General features: G+C 61.3%; 16 protein-coding genes. 2 read left to right on the top strand and 14 right to left on the bottom strand.

Features of this window, described 5'->3' with window-relative positions:
• Positions 1-309 precede the first annotated feature (309 nt).
• Together rsmH and QZS13_RS06020 are read left to right on the top strand one after the other, a co-directional pair.
• On the top strand, positions 310-1,347 hold the full coding sequence (rsmH, locus tag QZS13_RS06025; RefSeq protein WP_295586893.1) for a 16S rRNA (cytosine(1402)-N(4))-methyltransferase RsmH: 1,038 nt from the start codon (positions 310-312) through the stop codon (positions 1,345-1,347).
• A 10-nt stretch (positions 1,348-1,357) separates the two neighbouring features.
• Entirely contained in the window at positions 1,358-1,696 is a 339-nt protein-coding gene (locus QZS13_RS06020) for a nucleotide pyrophosphohydrolase (RefSeq protein WP_366557941.1), read from the top strand.
• A gap of 38 nt (positions 1,697-1,734) precedes the next feature.
• Here QZS13_RS06020 and QZS13_RS06015 read toward each other — a convergent pair whose 3' ends face one another.
• The 14 genes from QZS13_RS06015 to trmFO all read right to left on the bottom strand — a co-directional run bounded on the left by QZS13_RS06015 (position 1,735) and on the right by trmFO (position 15,820).
• Positions 1,735-3,174, bottom strand: a complete 1,440-nt coding sequence (locus QZS13_RS06015; RefSeq protein ID WP_295586891.1) for an aminoacyl-histidine dipeptidase — start codon at positions 3,172-3,174, stop codon at positions 1,735-1,737.
• Between the two features lie 27 nt (positions 3,175-3,201).
• Entirely contained in the window at positions 3,202-3,540 is a 339-nt protein-coding gene (locus QZS13_RS06010; protein ID WP_295586888.1) for a hypothetical protein, read from the bottom strand.
• A gap of 2 nt (positions 3,541-3,542) precedes the next feature.
• The gene (locus tag QZS13_RS06005) at positions 3,543-3,902 is read right to left on the bottom strand and encodes a PqqD family protein (RefSeq protein WP_295586886.1); all 360 of its coding nucleotides are present in this window, start codon (positions 3,900-3,902) and stop codon (positions 3,543-3,545) included.
• A 78-nt stretch (positions 3,903-3,980) separates the two neighbouring features.
• Complete coding sequence (locus tag QZS13_RS06000) at positions 3,981-5,924, bottom strand: OPT family oligopeptide transporter (RefSeq protein WP_295586884.1); 1,944 nt, start codon at positions 5,922-5,924, stop codon at positions 3,981-3,983.
• A 138-nt stretch (positions 5,925-6,062) separates the two neighbouring features.
• The gene (locus tag QZS13_RS05995; RefSeq protein ID WP_295586881.1) at positions 6,063-6,656 is read right to left on the bottom strand and encodes a 4Fe-4S binding protein; all 594 of its coding nucleotides are present in this window, start codon (positions 6,654-6,656) and stop codon (positions 6,063-6,065) included.
• Positions 6,653-6,859 carry a 4Fe-4S binding protein gene (locus tag QZS13_RS05990; RefSeq protein ID WP_295586879.1) on the bottom strand — a complete coding sequence of 69 codons (207 nt, stop codon included), beginning with the start codon at positions 6,857-6,859 and terminating at the stop codon, positions 6,653-6,655. Before QZS13_RS05990 ends, QZS13_RS05995 begins: the two co-directional genes overlap by 4 nt.
• A 152-nt stretch (positions 6,860-7,011) precedes the next feature.
• The gene (locus tag QZS13_RS05985) at positions 7,012-7,293 is read right to left on the bottom strand and encodes a Dabb family protein (RefSeq protein ID WP_295586877.1); all 282 of its coding nucleotides are present in this window, start codon (positions 7,291-7,293) and stop codon (positions 7,012-7,014) included.
• A gap of 1 nt (position 7,294) precedes the next feature.
• On the bottom strand, positions 7,295-8,497 hold the full coding sequence (locus QZS13_RS05980; RefSeq protein ID WP_295586875.1) for a pyridoxal phosphate-dependent aminotransferase: 1,203 nt from the start codon (positions 8,495-8,497) through the stop codon (positions 7,295-7,297).
• 360 nt (positions 8,498-8,857) lie between these two features.
• Complete coding sequence (locus tag QZS13_RS05975) at positions 8,858-11,440, bottom strand: DNA translocase FtsK (RefSeq protein ID WP_295586873.1); 2,583 nt, start codon at positions 11,438-11,440, stop codon at positions 8,858-8,860.
• 27 nt (positions 11,441-11,467) lie between these two features.
• Entirely contained in the window at positions 11,468-12,301 is an 834-nt protein-coding gene (locus QZS13_RS05970; protein WP_295586871.1) for an undecaprenyl-diphosphate phosphatase, read from the bottom strand.
• A gap of 131 nt (positions 12,302-12,432) precedes the next feature.
• Positions 12,433-13,110, bottom strand: a complete 678-nt coding sequence (gene rnc, locus QZS13_RS05965) for a ribonuclease III (protein ID WP_295586869.1) — start codon at positions 13,108-13,110, stop codon at positions 12,433-12,435.
• A 46-nt stretch (positions 13,111-13,156) separates the two neighbouring features.
• Positions 13,157-13,405, bottom strand: a complete 249-nt coding sequence (gene acpP, locus QZS13_RS05960) for an acyl carrier protein (protein WP_295586867.1) — start codon at positions 13,403-13,405, stop codon at positions 13,157-13,159.
• Positions 13,406-13,490: 85 nt separating this feature from the next.
• Positions 13,491-14,516 (bottom strand): phosphate acyltransferase PlsX, encoded by a 1,026-nt coding sequence (gene plsX, locus QZS13_RS05955; protein WP_295586864.1) that lies wholly within the window; start codon positions 14,514-14,516, stop codon positions 13,491-13,493.
• Entirely contained in the window at positions 14,513-15,820 is a 1,308-nt protein-coding gene (trmFO, locus tag QZS13_RS05950; protein WP_295586862.1) for a methylenetetrahydrofolate--tRNA-(uracil(54)-C(5))-methyltransferase (FADH(2)-oxidizing) TrmFO, read from the bottom strand. The genes plsX and trmFO overlap by 4 nt, the downstream gene beginning before the upstream one ends.
• Positions 15,821-15,836: the final 16 nt, after the last annotated feature.

Genomic DNA, 15,836 nt, shown 5'->3' with positions numbered 1-15,836 from the left:
TCATCAGCAATTTTTTAAGTTTACCACACTCAGGAAGCTTTGTCAAGAACTTTTTTCAGAAGTCTTTGAACTTTCGCTTCTCTGCCGTATGCGGCAACTTTTTTATGTTACCACATCTTGTGTGTACTGTCAAGTACTTTTTTCATTTCCTCTCTGCCGCGGTGCTCACCGCGGCGACAGCTTGATTAGATTACCATACCACCCTCCTTTTGTCAACTACTTTTTTCCTCTTTTTTCGCTTTTTTCTTCCAGCTTCTCTTTTCCCCGCTTCTATGCTATCATAACCATATGAATAAAGGAGTTGATACCATGGAACAGCCCCACAAGCGCCGGGTCCGCTATTCCGGCACCCACCCCCGTCGCTTCCAAGACAAATACAAGGAGCTCAACCCGGAAAAATACCAGGACCAGGTTGAGAAGATCCTGCGCAGCGGCAAGACGCCGGCAGGCATGCACGTCCCGATTATGGTAAAGGAGATTCTGGAGGTATTACAGATTCAGCCCGGCCAGACCGGCTATGACGCCACCTTGGGCTACGGCGGCCATACCCGCAAAATGCTGGAGCAGCTTCAGGGCAGCGGCCACCTCTATGCCACGGATGTGGACCCGGTGGAATCCGAAAAAACGAAAGCCCGTCTGGCTGCTCTTGGCTACGGAGAGGATATCCTGACCATCCGGCGCATGAACTTCGCCCAGTTGGATCAGGTGGCTCCCGGTGTCCTCTTTGACTTTGTCCTGGCGGATCTGGGTGTATCCTCCATGCAGATCGACAACCCCGAGCGAGGGTTCACCTTCAAACAGGACGGGCCGCTGGACCTGCGTCTGGACCCCACCTCCGGTATTACCGCCGCCCAGCGTCTCAGGGAACTGGACACTGATGAGCTGGAAGCCATGCTGGTGGAAAACGCAGATGAGCCCTATGCCCAGCGCATTGCAAAAGCCATCACGCAGACGTTCCGAAAGGGCATTTCCATCGACACCACCCGACAGCTGGCCTCCGTCATCGAAGGGGCGTTATCCTTTCTTCCTCCATCCGAGCGCAAAGAGGCGGTGAAAAAGTCCTGTCAGCGGACGTTTCAGGCCCTGCGAATCGACGTCAACAGCGAGTTTGAATCCCTGTACAGCTTTCTGGACAAACTCCCCAGCGTCATGAAGCCCGGCAGCCGGGCAGCCATCCTCACCTTCCACTCCGGTGAGGACCGGCTGGTGAAGCAGGCCTTCCGGCAATATCTGCGGCAGGGCGTCTTTTCCGAGATCTCAGAGGATGTGATCCGTCCGTCTGCCCAGGAGTGCTTCCAGAATCCACGTGCACGCTCCACGAAGCTGCGCTGGGCCGTTCGCGGGTAAGGAGGGCGCCATGCTGCGGGATGAGACGATCCGGCGCGTACTGCGCTTTCGGGACGAGCGGGACTGGCTCCAGTTCCACACACCCAAGGACCTGGCCATTTCCCTCTCCCTGGAGGCCGCCGAGCTGCTGGAAGTATTCCAGTGGAGCGGCACCGACCTTTACTGCGAGGAAAAGCGGGACAAGATCCGGGAGGAGCTGGCAGACGTCCTCAGCTACTGTATTTTGATGGCGGACGTATGCGGTATGGACCTGGACGAGATCATGAACGAAAAGGTCTCCAAAAACGAGGAGAAATACCCGGTAGAAAAGGCCCGTGGCCGGGCAGACAAATACACAGAGCTGAAATAAAAAAAGCGTGTGTCCCGCAGGACACACGCTTTTCATTTTTACTTGGACCGCTTGAGCACCTCGGTGACAAAGCGCCACAGACGCTGCACAGAGGAAACACTCATCTTCTCCCGGCAGGTGTGAATCTCCAGCAGGTCGGGGCCGATAGACACGCAGTCCAGCCCGGGCATCTTGCCGGCAAACAGGCCGCACTCCAGCCCCGCGTGGATGGCCTCCACCTTGGGCTCGATGCCATACTGCTCCCGGTAGACCTCCACCATCAGCTCCCGCAGAGGAGAGTCCTCCTTGTACTGCCAGCCGGTATAGTCGCCGGCAAAGGTCACGCTGCCGCCCAGAATGCCCATCAGGGTCACCAGACGGTCTTTCAGCATCTCCTTCTGGGAATCCACGCTGCTGCGCACGCAGAACGAGGCCCGGACCTCCTGCTGCGTAGTGGTGAGGATGCCCAGGTTCAAAGAGGTCTGCACCAGGCCCTCAATTTCGCTGCTCATGGCCTGCACGCCGTTGGGGAGGCATGTGAGCATGCAGATGACTTTCTCCGTAGCAGCACCATCCAGGGGAACCGTCTCACCGCAGCCATCCTCTACCTGTACAGCCAGTTTGGGGTCCGTGGTGCGGAACTCGTTTTTCAGCGCCGCCTCCATGGCCGCTGCGGCATCACGCACGGCAGATGCATCTTCAGCCACCACGCAGGCCTTGGCAGACACGGGGATAGCGTTGTCCTTCAATCCGCCCTCCACACTCTGGATCCGCAGCTGGCAGCGCTTTGCCGCCGCCTGCAGCACGCGGCCCAGGGCCATGTTGGCGTTGGCCCGCCCCTTGTGGATCTCCGAGCCGGAGTGGCCGCCGGTCAGGCCTTCCACCCGGATGGTCAGGGCGGTGCCGGCAAAGGGCGCGCGAACAACAGGCAGCACGCAGGTGCTGGTATTGCCGCCGGCGCAGCTAACAGTGAAGACGCCCTCCACCTCAGAGTCCAGGTTCAGCATCTTGCGGCCCTTCAGGGGCGTCACATCCAGCGCTGCCGCGCCCAGCAGTCCGATCTCCTCGTCGGTGGTGAACACAGCCTCCACCCGGGGATGAGACAGGTCCTTTGCATCCAGCACCGCCAGCGCCATGGCCACGGCAATGCCGTCGTCGCCGCCCAGCGTGGTGCCCTTGGCGTAGACATAGTCGCCGTCCACCGCCAGGTCCAGTCCCTCTTTTTCCATATCTTTGGTGCAGCCGGGGGCCTTTTCGCACACCATGTCCAGATGGCCCTGCAAAATCACCGGCTCGGCGTTTTCATAGCCGGGGGTGGCCTCTTTGATGATGATTACATTGTTGGCCTTGTCCTGGTGATACTCCAGACCCCGCTGCTTGGCAAAGTCCACGCACCAGTCGCTGATGGCCTTGGTGTTCCGGGAACCGTGGGGAATAGCGCACATCTGCTCAAAAAAGCTCATGACGCTCTTCGGTTCCAGCTGTTCCAATACGCTCATGTTCGGATGCTCCTTTCAAAATGCCGTTTACGGCTTACGGCGATAGCGGCCGCGGGAGACCTCCTCCAGCAGCTGCCGCTCCGTCATATACTCAATCAGTTCCGGAACGAACTTCTTTCCGTCCCGAACGCCGGCCCGGGACCGGGACCAGAACAGTCCCGCCCGGACGCCCTCCACCAGCCGGGCCATCTCCGCCCGGTCGATGGTATCATGCGCTTTCAAATAGCGGTTTACCCGCTCCGCGCTCTTACGCAGCAGGGCCCGGTCCAGGTCCTCCTGCTGGGTCATGCTCTTTTTCAGGCCCCACACATACAGCACCGCCGTCACCAGCGCAAAGAGCACGATGCCCAGAATGATCTGCCCCATGCTCACGGCTTCACCTTGTCCTTTCCACGGAAGAGGACGAAGCGGTTGTTGCGCAGGATCTGCATATACTGCACCAGACGGTCGTACAGAGGCTCCGCTTTTTCCCCGTACTCCTCCCGCAGCGCATCGGCCAGCGTGCCAACGGATGTTTCTCCGTCAATCCGCTGCCACAGGAAGCTGCCGTACTCGTCCAGCTGGATGTGGCTCACCGGCGGGGTGTGGAACAGTTTCTGGGCCAGGCGGTCGTAAAAGCCCCGATGGACCATGTGGATGGTCACGATGCCTCCGTCCTCGCTCCAGGTGTTGTGGGGATTTTGTACCGGTACGAAGTCCAGATAGTTCTCCGCTTGTTTTTTGGACATGTCGCTTCTCCTTTTTGCTGATAGCCCAAGCCGGGCTGCATACCAGAGTATACAGCCCGGCCCTTGGGAAAGCAATGGTTATTTGGACTTCTTCTGGTCCTTGGTGGCAAAGCAGTAGATCGTCACCAGCAGCAGGGCGAAGACCACCAGGCCGCCGATCTGACCGATGCTGAACAGACCACTGACGTCGATCTTATCGCTGACATACAGGGCATTGCCCTCAGCATCCATACCGGCGGGGATGATGGCCAGCACGGCCAGCAGGATGCCCACGATGCCCTCGCCGGCAATGAGGCCGGAGGAGTAGAGCACGCCGGACTGGACCACATTGTCCTTGTCCTTCTCGGAAGCGTACTTGCGCTTTTCCAGGAACCAGCGCAGCGCGCCGCCCAGCATCATGGGAACGGACAGGTAGATGGGCAGATACAGACCGATGGCAAAAGGCAGCACGGGGATGCCCAGCACTTCCACCACCAACGCGACGAATACGCCCACCAGCACCAGGTTCCAGGGCAGGTTGCCGCCCATGACGCCCTCGACGATCATCTTCATCAGCGTCGCCTGAGGAGCGGGCAGGGCATCGGAGCCGTAACCGCCCCAAGCCATGCTCAGAAGGTACAAAATCGCGCCGATGGCCACGGCGGACACGGCCACGCCCACGATCTCGCCGATCTGCTGCTTGCGGGGAGTAGCGCCCACTAGGAAGCCGGTCTTCAGATCCTGAGAGGTATCGCCGGCGATGGCGGCGATGACGCAGATGACACCGCCGATAACGATGGCGGCCGTCATGCCCTCAATGCCGGTGGAGCCGGTGGCCTTGAGCAGCAGGGTGGAGATCAGCAGCGTGGCGATGGCCATGCCGGAGACCGGGTTGTTGGAAGAACCGATCAGACCCACCATGCGGGAGGACACTGTGGCAAAGAAGAAGCCGAAGATGATGACGATGAGGGCAGTAAACAGGTTCAGGGGGATGGCGGGCACCAGCCACAGCACCACGGCCACCGCCAGCACGCCCAGCAGCACCGCCTTCATGGGAAGATCCTGCTCGGTACGCAGGGAGCTCGCCTCACCGCGGCCCTTGGCATAGTCGCCCATGGCATCCTTGAAGGTGCGGATGATAAGGGGCAGGGACTTGATGAGGCTCAGCACACCGCCGCAGGCCACAGCGCCGGCGCCGATGTAGCGCAGGTAATTGCTCCACAGGGCGGAGACGCCATCCTTCGCCACCAGCTGACCGATGGTCATGTCGGTGACCGGGAACAAAATCAGGTCGCTGCCGAAGAGCACCATCAGGGGCATGATGACAAACCAGCCCAACAGGCCGCCGGCAAAGAGGTAGGAGGACACCTTGGCGCCGCAGATGTAGCCCACGCCGGCCAGGGCGGGCAGCACGTCGATGCCGATGCCGGAGCCCTTGTAGGCGGGGATGTCGTAGGTGATCTCGCTGGGGAACACCTTCAGTCCATCGGTGATGAACTTGTAGAAGGCCGCAATGCCAAGGCCGGAGAACACGGTGGACGCCTTGGCGCCGCCCTCCTCGCCGGCAATGAGCACCTCGGCGCAGGCCTGGCCCTCGGGATAGGCCAGCACGCCGTGCTCCTTGACGATCAGCGCGCTGCGCAGGGGGATCATCATGAGCACGCCCAGCACGCCGCCGCACAGGGCGATCAGGCCGATCTCCACCAGGGAGGGCACGTCACACAGGCCGTCCTTGGCCCACATGAACAGCGCCGGCAGGGTGAAGATGGCGCCGGCGGCCACGGACTCACCGGCAGAGCCGATGGTCTGGACCATGTTGTTTTCCAGAATGGAGTCACGCTTGAGGACTTTGCGGATGATTCCCATGGAAATCACCGCCGCCGGGATAGAGGCCGAAACGGTCATGCCGACACGCAGGCCCAGGTACGCGTTTGCCCCGCCGAAGACGATGGCCAGAATGGCGCCCAGAACCACGGATACCACCGTGAACTCGGGCATGACCTTGTCTGCCGGGACGTAGGGTTGGAATTTTTTCTCTTCCACGATACGAATTCCCCTCTTTATATTTTTTTGCCGGATTTTCTGTGTCCGTATATGGCGCACAGAACCGCCGATCCGGCAGGGTGAAATTATATACAATTTTGCACGTTTCGTCAAGTCTTTACGAAATCTTAACAGAATTTACGAAAATTTGTGGGAATCCTCCCGATTTTTAATTTTGCAGATTCCCTGGGTCATCGTCCCCATAGGGCAGAATGCGCACCAGGTGCGTGGTTTATACACTGCCATGACCAAGAGGCCCAGCAGCAGCGACGTGAGCATCAAACCGTAAAAGCCGAAGCTGAACTGAGCCGCCCAGTCCGGCACGGTGCCGGCGGTATAGGCCCATCCCCAGGGAACCCGGAACGTCCAGAAGAGCTTGACGGCCTCCCGCAGCGTGGCGGCGCCGGCGGCCACCAGATAGGTCTGGAACACCATATTCAAAAACATGGCCAGGAAAAAGACCAGGAAGCCGTAGCGGAACCACTTGGAGTACATCCAACGGGGCGTGGGACGGCAGCGGGAGCACTTCCACGCACCTCCCAACTGGGAAAACAGCTGCCCCCGGCCGCACAGGTGATTGCAGAAGAATTTGTTGCCGCCGAAGATCGCCAGGAGCAGCGGCAGCAAAAAGTCGATCATCCCCAGCCAGGCAAAGAGGATATTGAAAAAGCCCAGGGCGAAATAGACGATGGACCACACCCACAGATAATCGTACCAGCGTTTTTTTCTCATACCGATTCCTCCCGCATCCCCACCGTCACAGCATCGGTGGGACACACCCGGGCGCATTTTCCGCAGCCCACGCAAACTTCCGGTTCTACCTGGGCCCGGCAGCCCCGCCATACCCGGATGGCGCTTTTGGGACACTCCCTGGCGCATGCTCCGCAGGCCACACACCGGGACGCCTGCACATGGGCAACTCTCTTGGACAACATGGATCTCCCCCCTGTTTTCTGCGCGGCAAAGCCGCGGTGTGATTTATATTCTATTCTCTTTCTCCGGCGCTGTATGTGATCATCTCACACTTCCCCATGAAAAAGGCACCCCGGCAGCCTTTCGCGGCCGGGATGCCTCTTTGTCCTGATGTTCAGATTTCGTAATCCACCGCCACCCGGTCAGTCCGGATGGACTTGCACAGCGAGGATACCGCCACGTGCCGGGGATCGTGCTTGTAGGCCTCCAGGTCCTCCAGCGAATCAAATTCGCTCACCAGGACGGCATCGTAATTGTCCGCTCCCACGCTCCGGGCCACCTGGGAAGATCGCAGCTGGGGGATGACTCCCTGCAATCCCCGCAGGCCATCGAGGAACTGATCCTGCTCCGCCTCCGTACCGGGGCGGAATTTCCACATGACGATATGCCGGATCATGTCAGCGGCCCTGCTTTTCGTTGTAGGCCTGGATACCAAGGCCCAGCAGCTCCACAGCCCGGGTCACATCCTCCGGATTGGTCACGTAGGCAATACGCACCTTGTTGCGGCCCAGGGCCGGATCGGTGTAGAAGCCCTCGGCGGGAGTGACCATGACAGTCTCCCCATTGTCCTGGAACTCCTGGAGCAGGAAGTACTGCAGCTTCTCCGCATCGTCCACCGGCAGCGTCACCATCAGGTAGAAAGCGCCCTCGGGGCTGCGGAACTCCACACCGGGGATCTTGGAAAGAGCGTCCACCACGGCGTCCTTGCGGCGACGGTACTCCTCCCGCACGGAGGTGTAGTACTCGGGCTTGAGCCGGTCATACATGGCGGCGGCGCCCACCTGATCCAGCGTGGCGGTGCACAGGCGGCCCTGGCACAGCTTCATGGCCTGGTCCATCAGCTCCCGGTTCCGGGAGATCAGGGCACCCACCCGGGCGCCGGTGGCGGAGAACCGCTTGGACACGGAGTCGATGACCACCACGTTCTCGGCGGCGTCCTCCATCTCCAGCATGGAGCTGATCTTCGCGCCGGTGTAGACGATCTCCCGGTAGACCTCGTCGCTGATGAGGAACAGGTTGTGCTCCTTGGCAATGTCGGCCATGAGCCGCATCTCTTCCCGGGTAAGCACCACGCCGGTGGGGTTGCCGGGGTTGGTCATGAGGATGGCCCGGGTATGCTCGTTGATCCGGGGCTCGATCTGCTCCCGGGTGGCAAACCGGTAGCCCTGCTCGGGAGAGGTGGGGATGGGGGCGATACGGCCGCCGGTAATGTTCACAAAAGTGGTGTAGTTGGGATAGAAGGGCTCAGGCACCAGCACCTCGTCTCCCTCCTCCAGGATGCAGGAGAGCACGATCTGCAGCGCCTCGCTGCCGCCGTAGGTGGCCAGGATATCGTCGCAGGAGATGTGGAAGCCCAGGCTCTCATAGTATCGCTGGGTGGCCTCCAGGAAGCAGTTTTCGCCGGGAGCGGGGGCATAGGCCAGGACAGAATCGCTGAAATGGGCCACGGCATCGAAGAACTCACGGGGCGTCTCAATGTCGGGCTGGCCGATGTTCAGATGGTGAATGGTCAGTCCCTTTTCCTCCGCCGCCTTCTCATACGGGTAAAACTTGCGTACGGGCGAGAGCTCGCACCGCTGGATCTTGCTGGAAAATTTCATAATGGTTGCCTCCCTGAATTTGTTTTGCGATGCCTGGGCACAGAGAGCGGCGCTGACAGGTACGCCGCCTGTGGGAATAAAAAAACGCCCCTGACTGACGTCAGGGGCGAAAGATACTTCCACGGTACCACCCTGATCTGCCCTTGAAAAAGGGCATCTCATGCCATCCCATAACGGGGATGAACCGTTCCGCTCATCGCGGACTGCTCCAAAGTGGCTTGCTTCGCACCGTGGGCCGGGGGCTTGCACCCGTTCCCCCTCGCTGAGTGCCTCGTATCCGAAGCTGGCTTTGTCATCGCTTTTATACTTTCAACATTATACGTCATCGGCCGGGTTTGTCAAGATGGAAGCGAAAAAAACTCACGTCTCGCTGTCCGCAGGGGGTTGCGCCTCCGGGGCGGAGCCCATCTGCATCTCTTGCCACTTTTCCCGGGTAATGAGCAGCTGACGGGGCTTGGAGCCCTCAAACGGGCCCACGATCCCCCGTTCTTCCATCTGGTCCACCAGACGGGCCGCCCGGGAATAGCCCAGCTTCAGCCGCCGCTGCAGCATGGATACGGAGGCCTGTCCCGTCTCCAGCACCACATCCACGGCGGCGGGCAGCAGCTCGTCGCCCTCGTCGTCGCCGGAATCCGCCGCAGCAGCCTTGGAACTGCCCTTGTCCTTTTCCTGCACAGACTCCTCAATCTTGGCCATGACCTCATCGGAGTAGTGGGCCTCGCCGGTCTGCTTGACAAAGGTTACCACCCGCTCGATCTCCTCCGGGGAGATAAAGCAGCCCTGCACCCGGGTGGGCTTTCCGGCCCCCAGGGGAGCATAGAGCATGTCGCCCTTGCCCACCAGCTTTTCCGCGCCGGTGTTGTCCAGAATGATGCGGGATTCCAGGGAGGACGCCACGGCAAAGGCAATCCGGCTGGGGATGTTGGCCTTCATGAGGCCGGTGATCACGTCCGCAGAGGGACGCTGGGTGGCGATGACCAGATGCACGCCGGCGGCACGGCCCATCTGGGCCACCCGGCAGATGGACTCCTCCACCTCTTTGGCAGCCACCAGCATCAGATCGGCCAGCTCGTCGATGACCACCACCACGCTGGGCAGCGTCTCCAGCTCGTCACTGGTACGGGCCAGGCGGTTGTACTCCTCCAGCTTCTTCACACCGTGCTCGGAGAAGGTCTTGTACCGCTTCATCATCTCAAATACGGCCCACTGCAGCGCGCCGGCAGCTTTTTTCGGGTCCGTCACCACGGGGATGAGCAGATGGGGAATGCCGTTGTAGGGCGCCAGCTCCACCATTTTCGGGTCCACCATGATAAAGCGGACCTGATCGGGGGTGGATTTATATAAGAGGCTCACAATCAGCGAGTTGGTGCACACAGACTTACCGGAACCGGTGGTACCGGCGATCAGCACGTGGGGCAGCTTTTCGATGTCGCCCACGATGCACCGTCCACCGATGTCCTTGCCCAGGGCAAAGGCCACCTTGGACTTGTGCTCCGTAAAGGTCCGGGACTCGATCACCTCCCGGATGAGCACCGGCGTCACAGTCTTGTTGGGCACCTCGATGCCCACCACGGAGATCTTGTCCGGAATGGGCGCGATCCGCACGCCGGTGGCGCCCAGGGCCAGGGCGATGTCGTCGGACAGGTTCGTGATCTTGCTGAGCTTGACGCCCTGGTCCAGCACGAACTCGTAGCGGGTGACGGCGGGGCCGTGAATCACGTCTCCGGCCGTGGCATCCACGCCGAAGCTGGTGAGCGTCTCCGCCAGACGGCGGGAGTTGTTGCGCAGCTCCGCGCCGGCGGCGGCATAGTTCTCCGCTTTGCCCTCCTCCAGCAGCGTGATGGGCGGGAACTGGTAAGCGTCTTCCCCGGCAGAGAGCTTTTGCTGGATCTCCGCCGTAACAGCCGCCGTCTGCTCCGCCACCTCCCGGGCCAGGGTCGCCTTCTCCTTTTTGGCCGGCATCACCGGTTCCTCCGGGGGGGGAACCGGTTCCGCAGCCGCCCTGGGTTCGATCACAGGGGCAGATACAGGGGCGGGCGCAGGAACCACAGGGACCACCGGCGAAGAAACCGGCTCTTCCGCAGCAGCGGGGATGGCAGGCGTTTTTTTCTTCTCTTTCTTCCGCTCCGGCTGCTCCGGCTCACAGAGCACCTGATCCGGCGTTTTCTGCTGGTCGGACTTGTGGCGGAAAAAGCCGGTAAACTTGCCGGGCTCCCGCTTCTCCTCCTGGGGCTGAGGCGCCTCCGGCTCGTCCAGGGGAATGTCGATGACGGCGCGGCTTCTCCCGGCGGCGCGGGGCGCCGGCTCCAGAGGCTCCACATGGATGCGGGGCTCCTCCGGCTCATACTGCGGGCGGCTGCGGTGCTTTTCCATGACTGCATGGAACGTCACCCGCAGTGACACCATCCCCGCCGCCACCAGCAGCGCCGTAAAGACGATGATGGAAGCCACTTTGGAGAATACCCGCACGGAGCCCTCCGCAATGGTGCCGGAAACGGCGCCGCCGGAGAGCAGGTCGGTGCCCGTCTGCCAGAACTGCTTCAAGGCCCCGGCAGAGGCTGGGAAATCCACCTTGCACAAGACCATATGGCAAAGGCAGCCCAGCAGCACGGGCATCACCAGTGCGCAGGTCACCCGCAGCTGGACGGGGCGGCCGTGATGGAAAAGCAAAATGAGGCCCGAGAGCAAAAAGGCCGGGCCCGCCAGATAATAGCCGTAGCCGATCAGGCCCTTCAAAAGCAGGGCAAACCAGTCGATGAAAATGGCCCGGATACCGAAGTAGCTGACGCCCACACACAGGGCCAGGACCAGGAACACCACGCCCCAGACCTCCCGGCGGATGGGCTTTTGCGGCGGGGGCGCCGGTTTTTTCGCCCGACTGGAGCCGCTGCGGGATGTACTTTTTTTCTTTGCTGCAGTGGATTTCTTTTGTGCGGCAGCCACGTTAAACCTCCTTAGGACAATAAAGCATCAGTTCTGAACCAGGGTCATGATCAGCGTCAGTGCACCCACGATCCAGCAGTAGTAGGCGAAAAAGCCGAAGCGGCCCTTTTCAGCGATCATCTTCAAAAGGCGGATGCAGGCGTAGCCCACCACGGCGGCCACCACCACACCCACCAGATACACCGGCACGTCCGCCCAGATGATTCCAACCTCAAAAGCATCCTTCAGGCTGAGGAGGTTGGCCCCCAGAATGGCGGGGATGGACATGAGGAAGGAGTAGCGCACGGCGAACTTGCGGTCAAAGCCCACAAAGCACCCGGCGGTAATGGTGGTGCCGGAGCGGGAAATGCCCGGGCAGGTGGCAACGGCCTGACCGATGCCCACGATCAGCGCGTCCAGCAGTGTGGCGGACTTTTCCGTCTTGCGGCCCTTTTTCACCCGGTCACTGGCAAAGAGCAGGCAGCCGGTGACCAGCAGCGCCCCGGCCACAAAGTACATGTTGTCCGCCAGGCCCTCCACCAGCTTCTTCACCGGCAGCACCGCAAACAGCGGCAGGGTGCTCACGATGATGAGCAGGATCATCCGCCGGGCCGGCGGGACCGGGTTGGGCGTGGAGCGGCGGGCCAGATCCCGGGCCCCGGCGATCAGCTCCAGGATCATATCCCGGATGTCGGACCAATAGGCGATAAACACCGCCACCAGCGTGCCCAGGTGCAGCAGCACGTCAAAAAACTCCGGTGCCTCCGTACCGGTGGTGTGGAGAAGATGCTCGGCAATGGCCAGGTGGCCGGAGCTGGAGATGGGCAGGAACTCGGTGATTCCCTGGATCAGTCCCAGGATCACGGACGACAGCAAAGACATAGGCAAAGCCTCCTAAATTCGCTCATAGTGAAGTCAGTATAGCATGGGCGGGGCAAAAATTCCAGCGGTATTTCCCGAAAGCAAGGAGAGCCGCCGAAGCGGCTCTCCCAGGGTATTTTTCTCTTGTGGGGTCATTCCAGACGGCTCAGGGCGTCCCGGGCGGCGGACTGCTCCGCCTCTTTTTTGCTGTGGCCGGAGCCGGTACCGATGGGCTGGTCGTTGAGCAGCACCTGGGCCTGGAAAGTCTTGTTGTGGTCAGGGCCCTCCTCGCCGATCATCCGGTAACTGAGCACCTGGTCCGCCTGCCGCTGGATCAGCTCCTGCAGGGCGGTCTTGTAGTCCCGGCGGCGCTCTTCCACCGCCTCTTCCTTCTCCGCATCCAGCAGCACCCGGTGAATAAGGGCGGACGCGGCGCCGATGCCGCCGTCCAGATACACGGCGGCAAACACCGCCTCCGTGGCGTCGGCCAGGATGGAAGTACGGGTCCGGCCGCCGCCGGCCTCCTCGCCCCGTCCCAGCTTCAAATAGGCACCCAGATCCAGCTTGCGGGCCACCTCATAGAGGCTCTGCTCACACACCAGCGCGGCCCGGATCCGCGTCAGATCCCCCTCCGGCAGGTCCGGATGGTGGAGGAAGAGGAACTCCGCCGTCACAAATCCCAGCACGGAATCTCCCAAAAACTCCAGCCGTTCGTTGCTGCGGCGGCCTGCGGAGCGGTGCTCGTTGGCATAGGAGCTGTGGCTCAGCGCCTCGCTCAGCAGTCCGGGGTCCCGGAATGTATAATTCAGTTTCTTTTCCAGCTCCTGCATATCGCACCTCACAAGGAAGCCCCGCACAAAGCGGGGCGTTCCAGACTCAATCTTCCAGTTTCCCGGCGATGTAGTTGACCACGTCGCCCACAGTCTTCAAGGTCGTTACCACGTCCTCCGGGGTTTCACCGATCTCGAACGTGTCCTCCACGCTCATGACCAGTTCCACCACATCCACGGAATCCGCGCCCAGGTCACCTTCGAACTCGGTGTCCATGGTGATTTCCTCCGGGTTGACCTCAAAGTGCTCGGCCACCAGTTCCCGCATTGACTGAAAAATATCCTCGATCGGCATAGAACGATCCACCCCTTAATGGAAATACTTGCTGGGGTAATCATACGGCAACCACTGCGCCGGTGTCAATACCAAATCAAATTTTTTACGCCTGGGGCCGCACGCGCATATAATCGATATTTGCCTCGATCTCCTGGATGAAGCCGCTCTCCGCGTACTCCTTGGCCCGCAGCACGGCGTTTTTGATGGCTGTGGCATCCGAGCCGCCATGGGCCTTGATGACCGGCTTGGAAATGCCCAGAAACGGCGTGCCGCCCACCTCGCCCGGGTCTGCCTGCCGCTTGAGGGCACCCAGCTCTCCTCTCACCATGGCAGCGGCCAGCTTGGTCTTGGTGCTGGTCAGAAACACGCCCTTGAGCTCCTTGAGCAAAAACTTTGCCGTGCCCTCCAGGGTCTTGAGCATCACGTTGCCGGTGAAGCCGTCGGAGACCACCACGTCGGCGCCGCCCAGCATCACGTCGTTGGCCTCGATGTTGCCGATGAAGTTGATGCGGCCCTCCTCCTGGGCTTTTTGCAGCAGGGCAAAGGTCTCGTGGCGGAGGGTATCACCCTTTTCCTCCTCGGCGCCGATGTTCAAAAGGCCCACCCGGGGAGAGGCGATGCCCCGCACCTTCTTGGCGTAGAAGCTGCCCAGGAAGGCAAATTGCAGCAGGTACTCCGGTGTGCACTCGGCGTTGGCACCGCAGTCGCACAAGGTGGCCTGTCCCCCCAGCACCGGAAGGCTGGGGCCCAGGGCCGCCCGGCGGATGCCCTTGATCCGTTTGACCAGCAGCGTGGCACCTGCCAGTAAGGCACCGGTGGAGCCGGCGGAGACAAACGCGTCCCCGCTGCCCTCTTTCAAAAGATTCAGTCCCACGGTCAGGGAGGAGTCCTTTTTCATTTTGAAAGCCGTGGCAGGATCGTCCGCGATCTCCACCACCTCGCTGGCGTCCCGGATCTCCACGCCGGCCGGCAGCGTTTTCTCGCCGCACTGCTCCAGAGCCCGCAGCACCTCCGCCGCCCGGCCCACCAGCAAAATGTCCACGCCGCAGGCCCGGTGCGCCTCCAGCGCGCCCTGGACCGGAGCAAGGGGGGCGTTGTCGCCGCCCATGGCGTCCACAATGATCTTCATGGCAGAACCTCCTCTTTCAGTTGATCGATAATGTCCAGGGACCGCTGGGACAGCGCAGCGTTCTTATTGCGCTTGCCCTTGACCTTGTAGCCCAGAGGCGGCATAATGCCGAAGTTGATGTTCATGGGCTGGAAGGCGGTGACGGACTGGTTGGAGATGTACAGTCCCAGGGCGCCGATGGCCGTCTCCTGGGGGAAGTCCACTGCCGGCTGTCCCAAAAGCCGGCGGGCGGTCTCCACGCCTACCAGAAAACCGGAAGCCGCAGACTCCACATAGCCCTCCACACCGGTCATCTGCCCGGCAAACGAAATCCGCGGCTCCTTTTTCAGCCGGTAGTACCGGTCCAGCAGCCGGGGAGAGTTGAGGAAGGTGTTGCGGTGCATGACGCCGTAACGGAGGAACTCCGCGTCGTGGAGGGCAGGGATCATGGAAAATACCCGCCGCTGCTCCGGGAAACGCAGGTGGGTCTGGAAGCCCACCAGGTTATAGACGGTGCCGTCGGCGTTGTCCCGCCGCAGCTGCACCACTGCGTAGGGTTCCTTCCCCGTGCGGGGATCTTTGAGTCCCCGGGGCTTGAGGGGGCCGTAGCAGAGGGTGTCGTGCCCCCGCCGGGCCATGACCTCCACCGGCATGCAGCCCTCGAAGACCATTTTGTCCTCAAAGCCGTGGACCTCCGCCTCCTGGGCGGTGGTCAATGCCTGCCAGAACGCGTCGTACTCTTCCTCCGTCATGGGGCAGTTCACATAGTCCGCCGTGCCCCGGTCGTACCGCGAGCCCATCCAGGCCTTGTCCATATCCACGCTCTCGGCGGACACCAGCGGCGCCGCCGCGTCGAAAAAGTGCAGATCGCTCTCCGCGCCAAGCAGGGCCTGGAGACGCTCCGCCAGGGCGTCGGACGTCAGGGGGCCGGAGGCGATGACCACCTCCCCCTCCGGGATGTCCGTCACCTCACCGGGAACCACCGTGATATTGGGATGGCTTTTGATCTTCTCCGTCACCAAAGCGGCAAAGCCGTGGCGGTCCACCGCCAGTGCGCCGCCGGCCTCCACCCGGGTGGCGTCGGCGCAGGAGAGGATCAGGCTTCCCAGCCGCCGCATTTCCTCTTTTAAAAGTCCCACGGCGTTTTCCAGCTGATCGCTGCGCAGCGAGTTGGAGCAGCAAAGCTCCGCAAAGTCCTCCGTGACGTGGGCCGGGGTTTTTTTCTCCGGCTTCATCTCCCGCAGGGTTACCTGAACGCCCCGCTGGGCCAGCTGCCAGGCGCACTCACTGCCGGCCAGACCCGCGCCGATGACGGTTACATTCATAGATTTTCTCCTTTGT

It is taken from the genome of uncultured Oscillibacter sp., from assembly GCF_900546705.1.
Classification (GTDB): domain Bacteria; phylum Bacillota; class Clostridia; order Oscillospirales; family Oscillospiraceae; genus Oscillibacter.
Note: the sequence above shows the minus strand (reverse complement) of the source record. Positions and strands in the feature narration are given on the sequence as shown.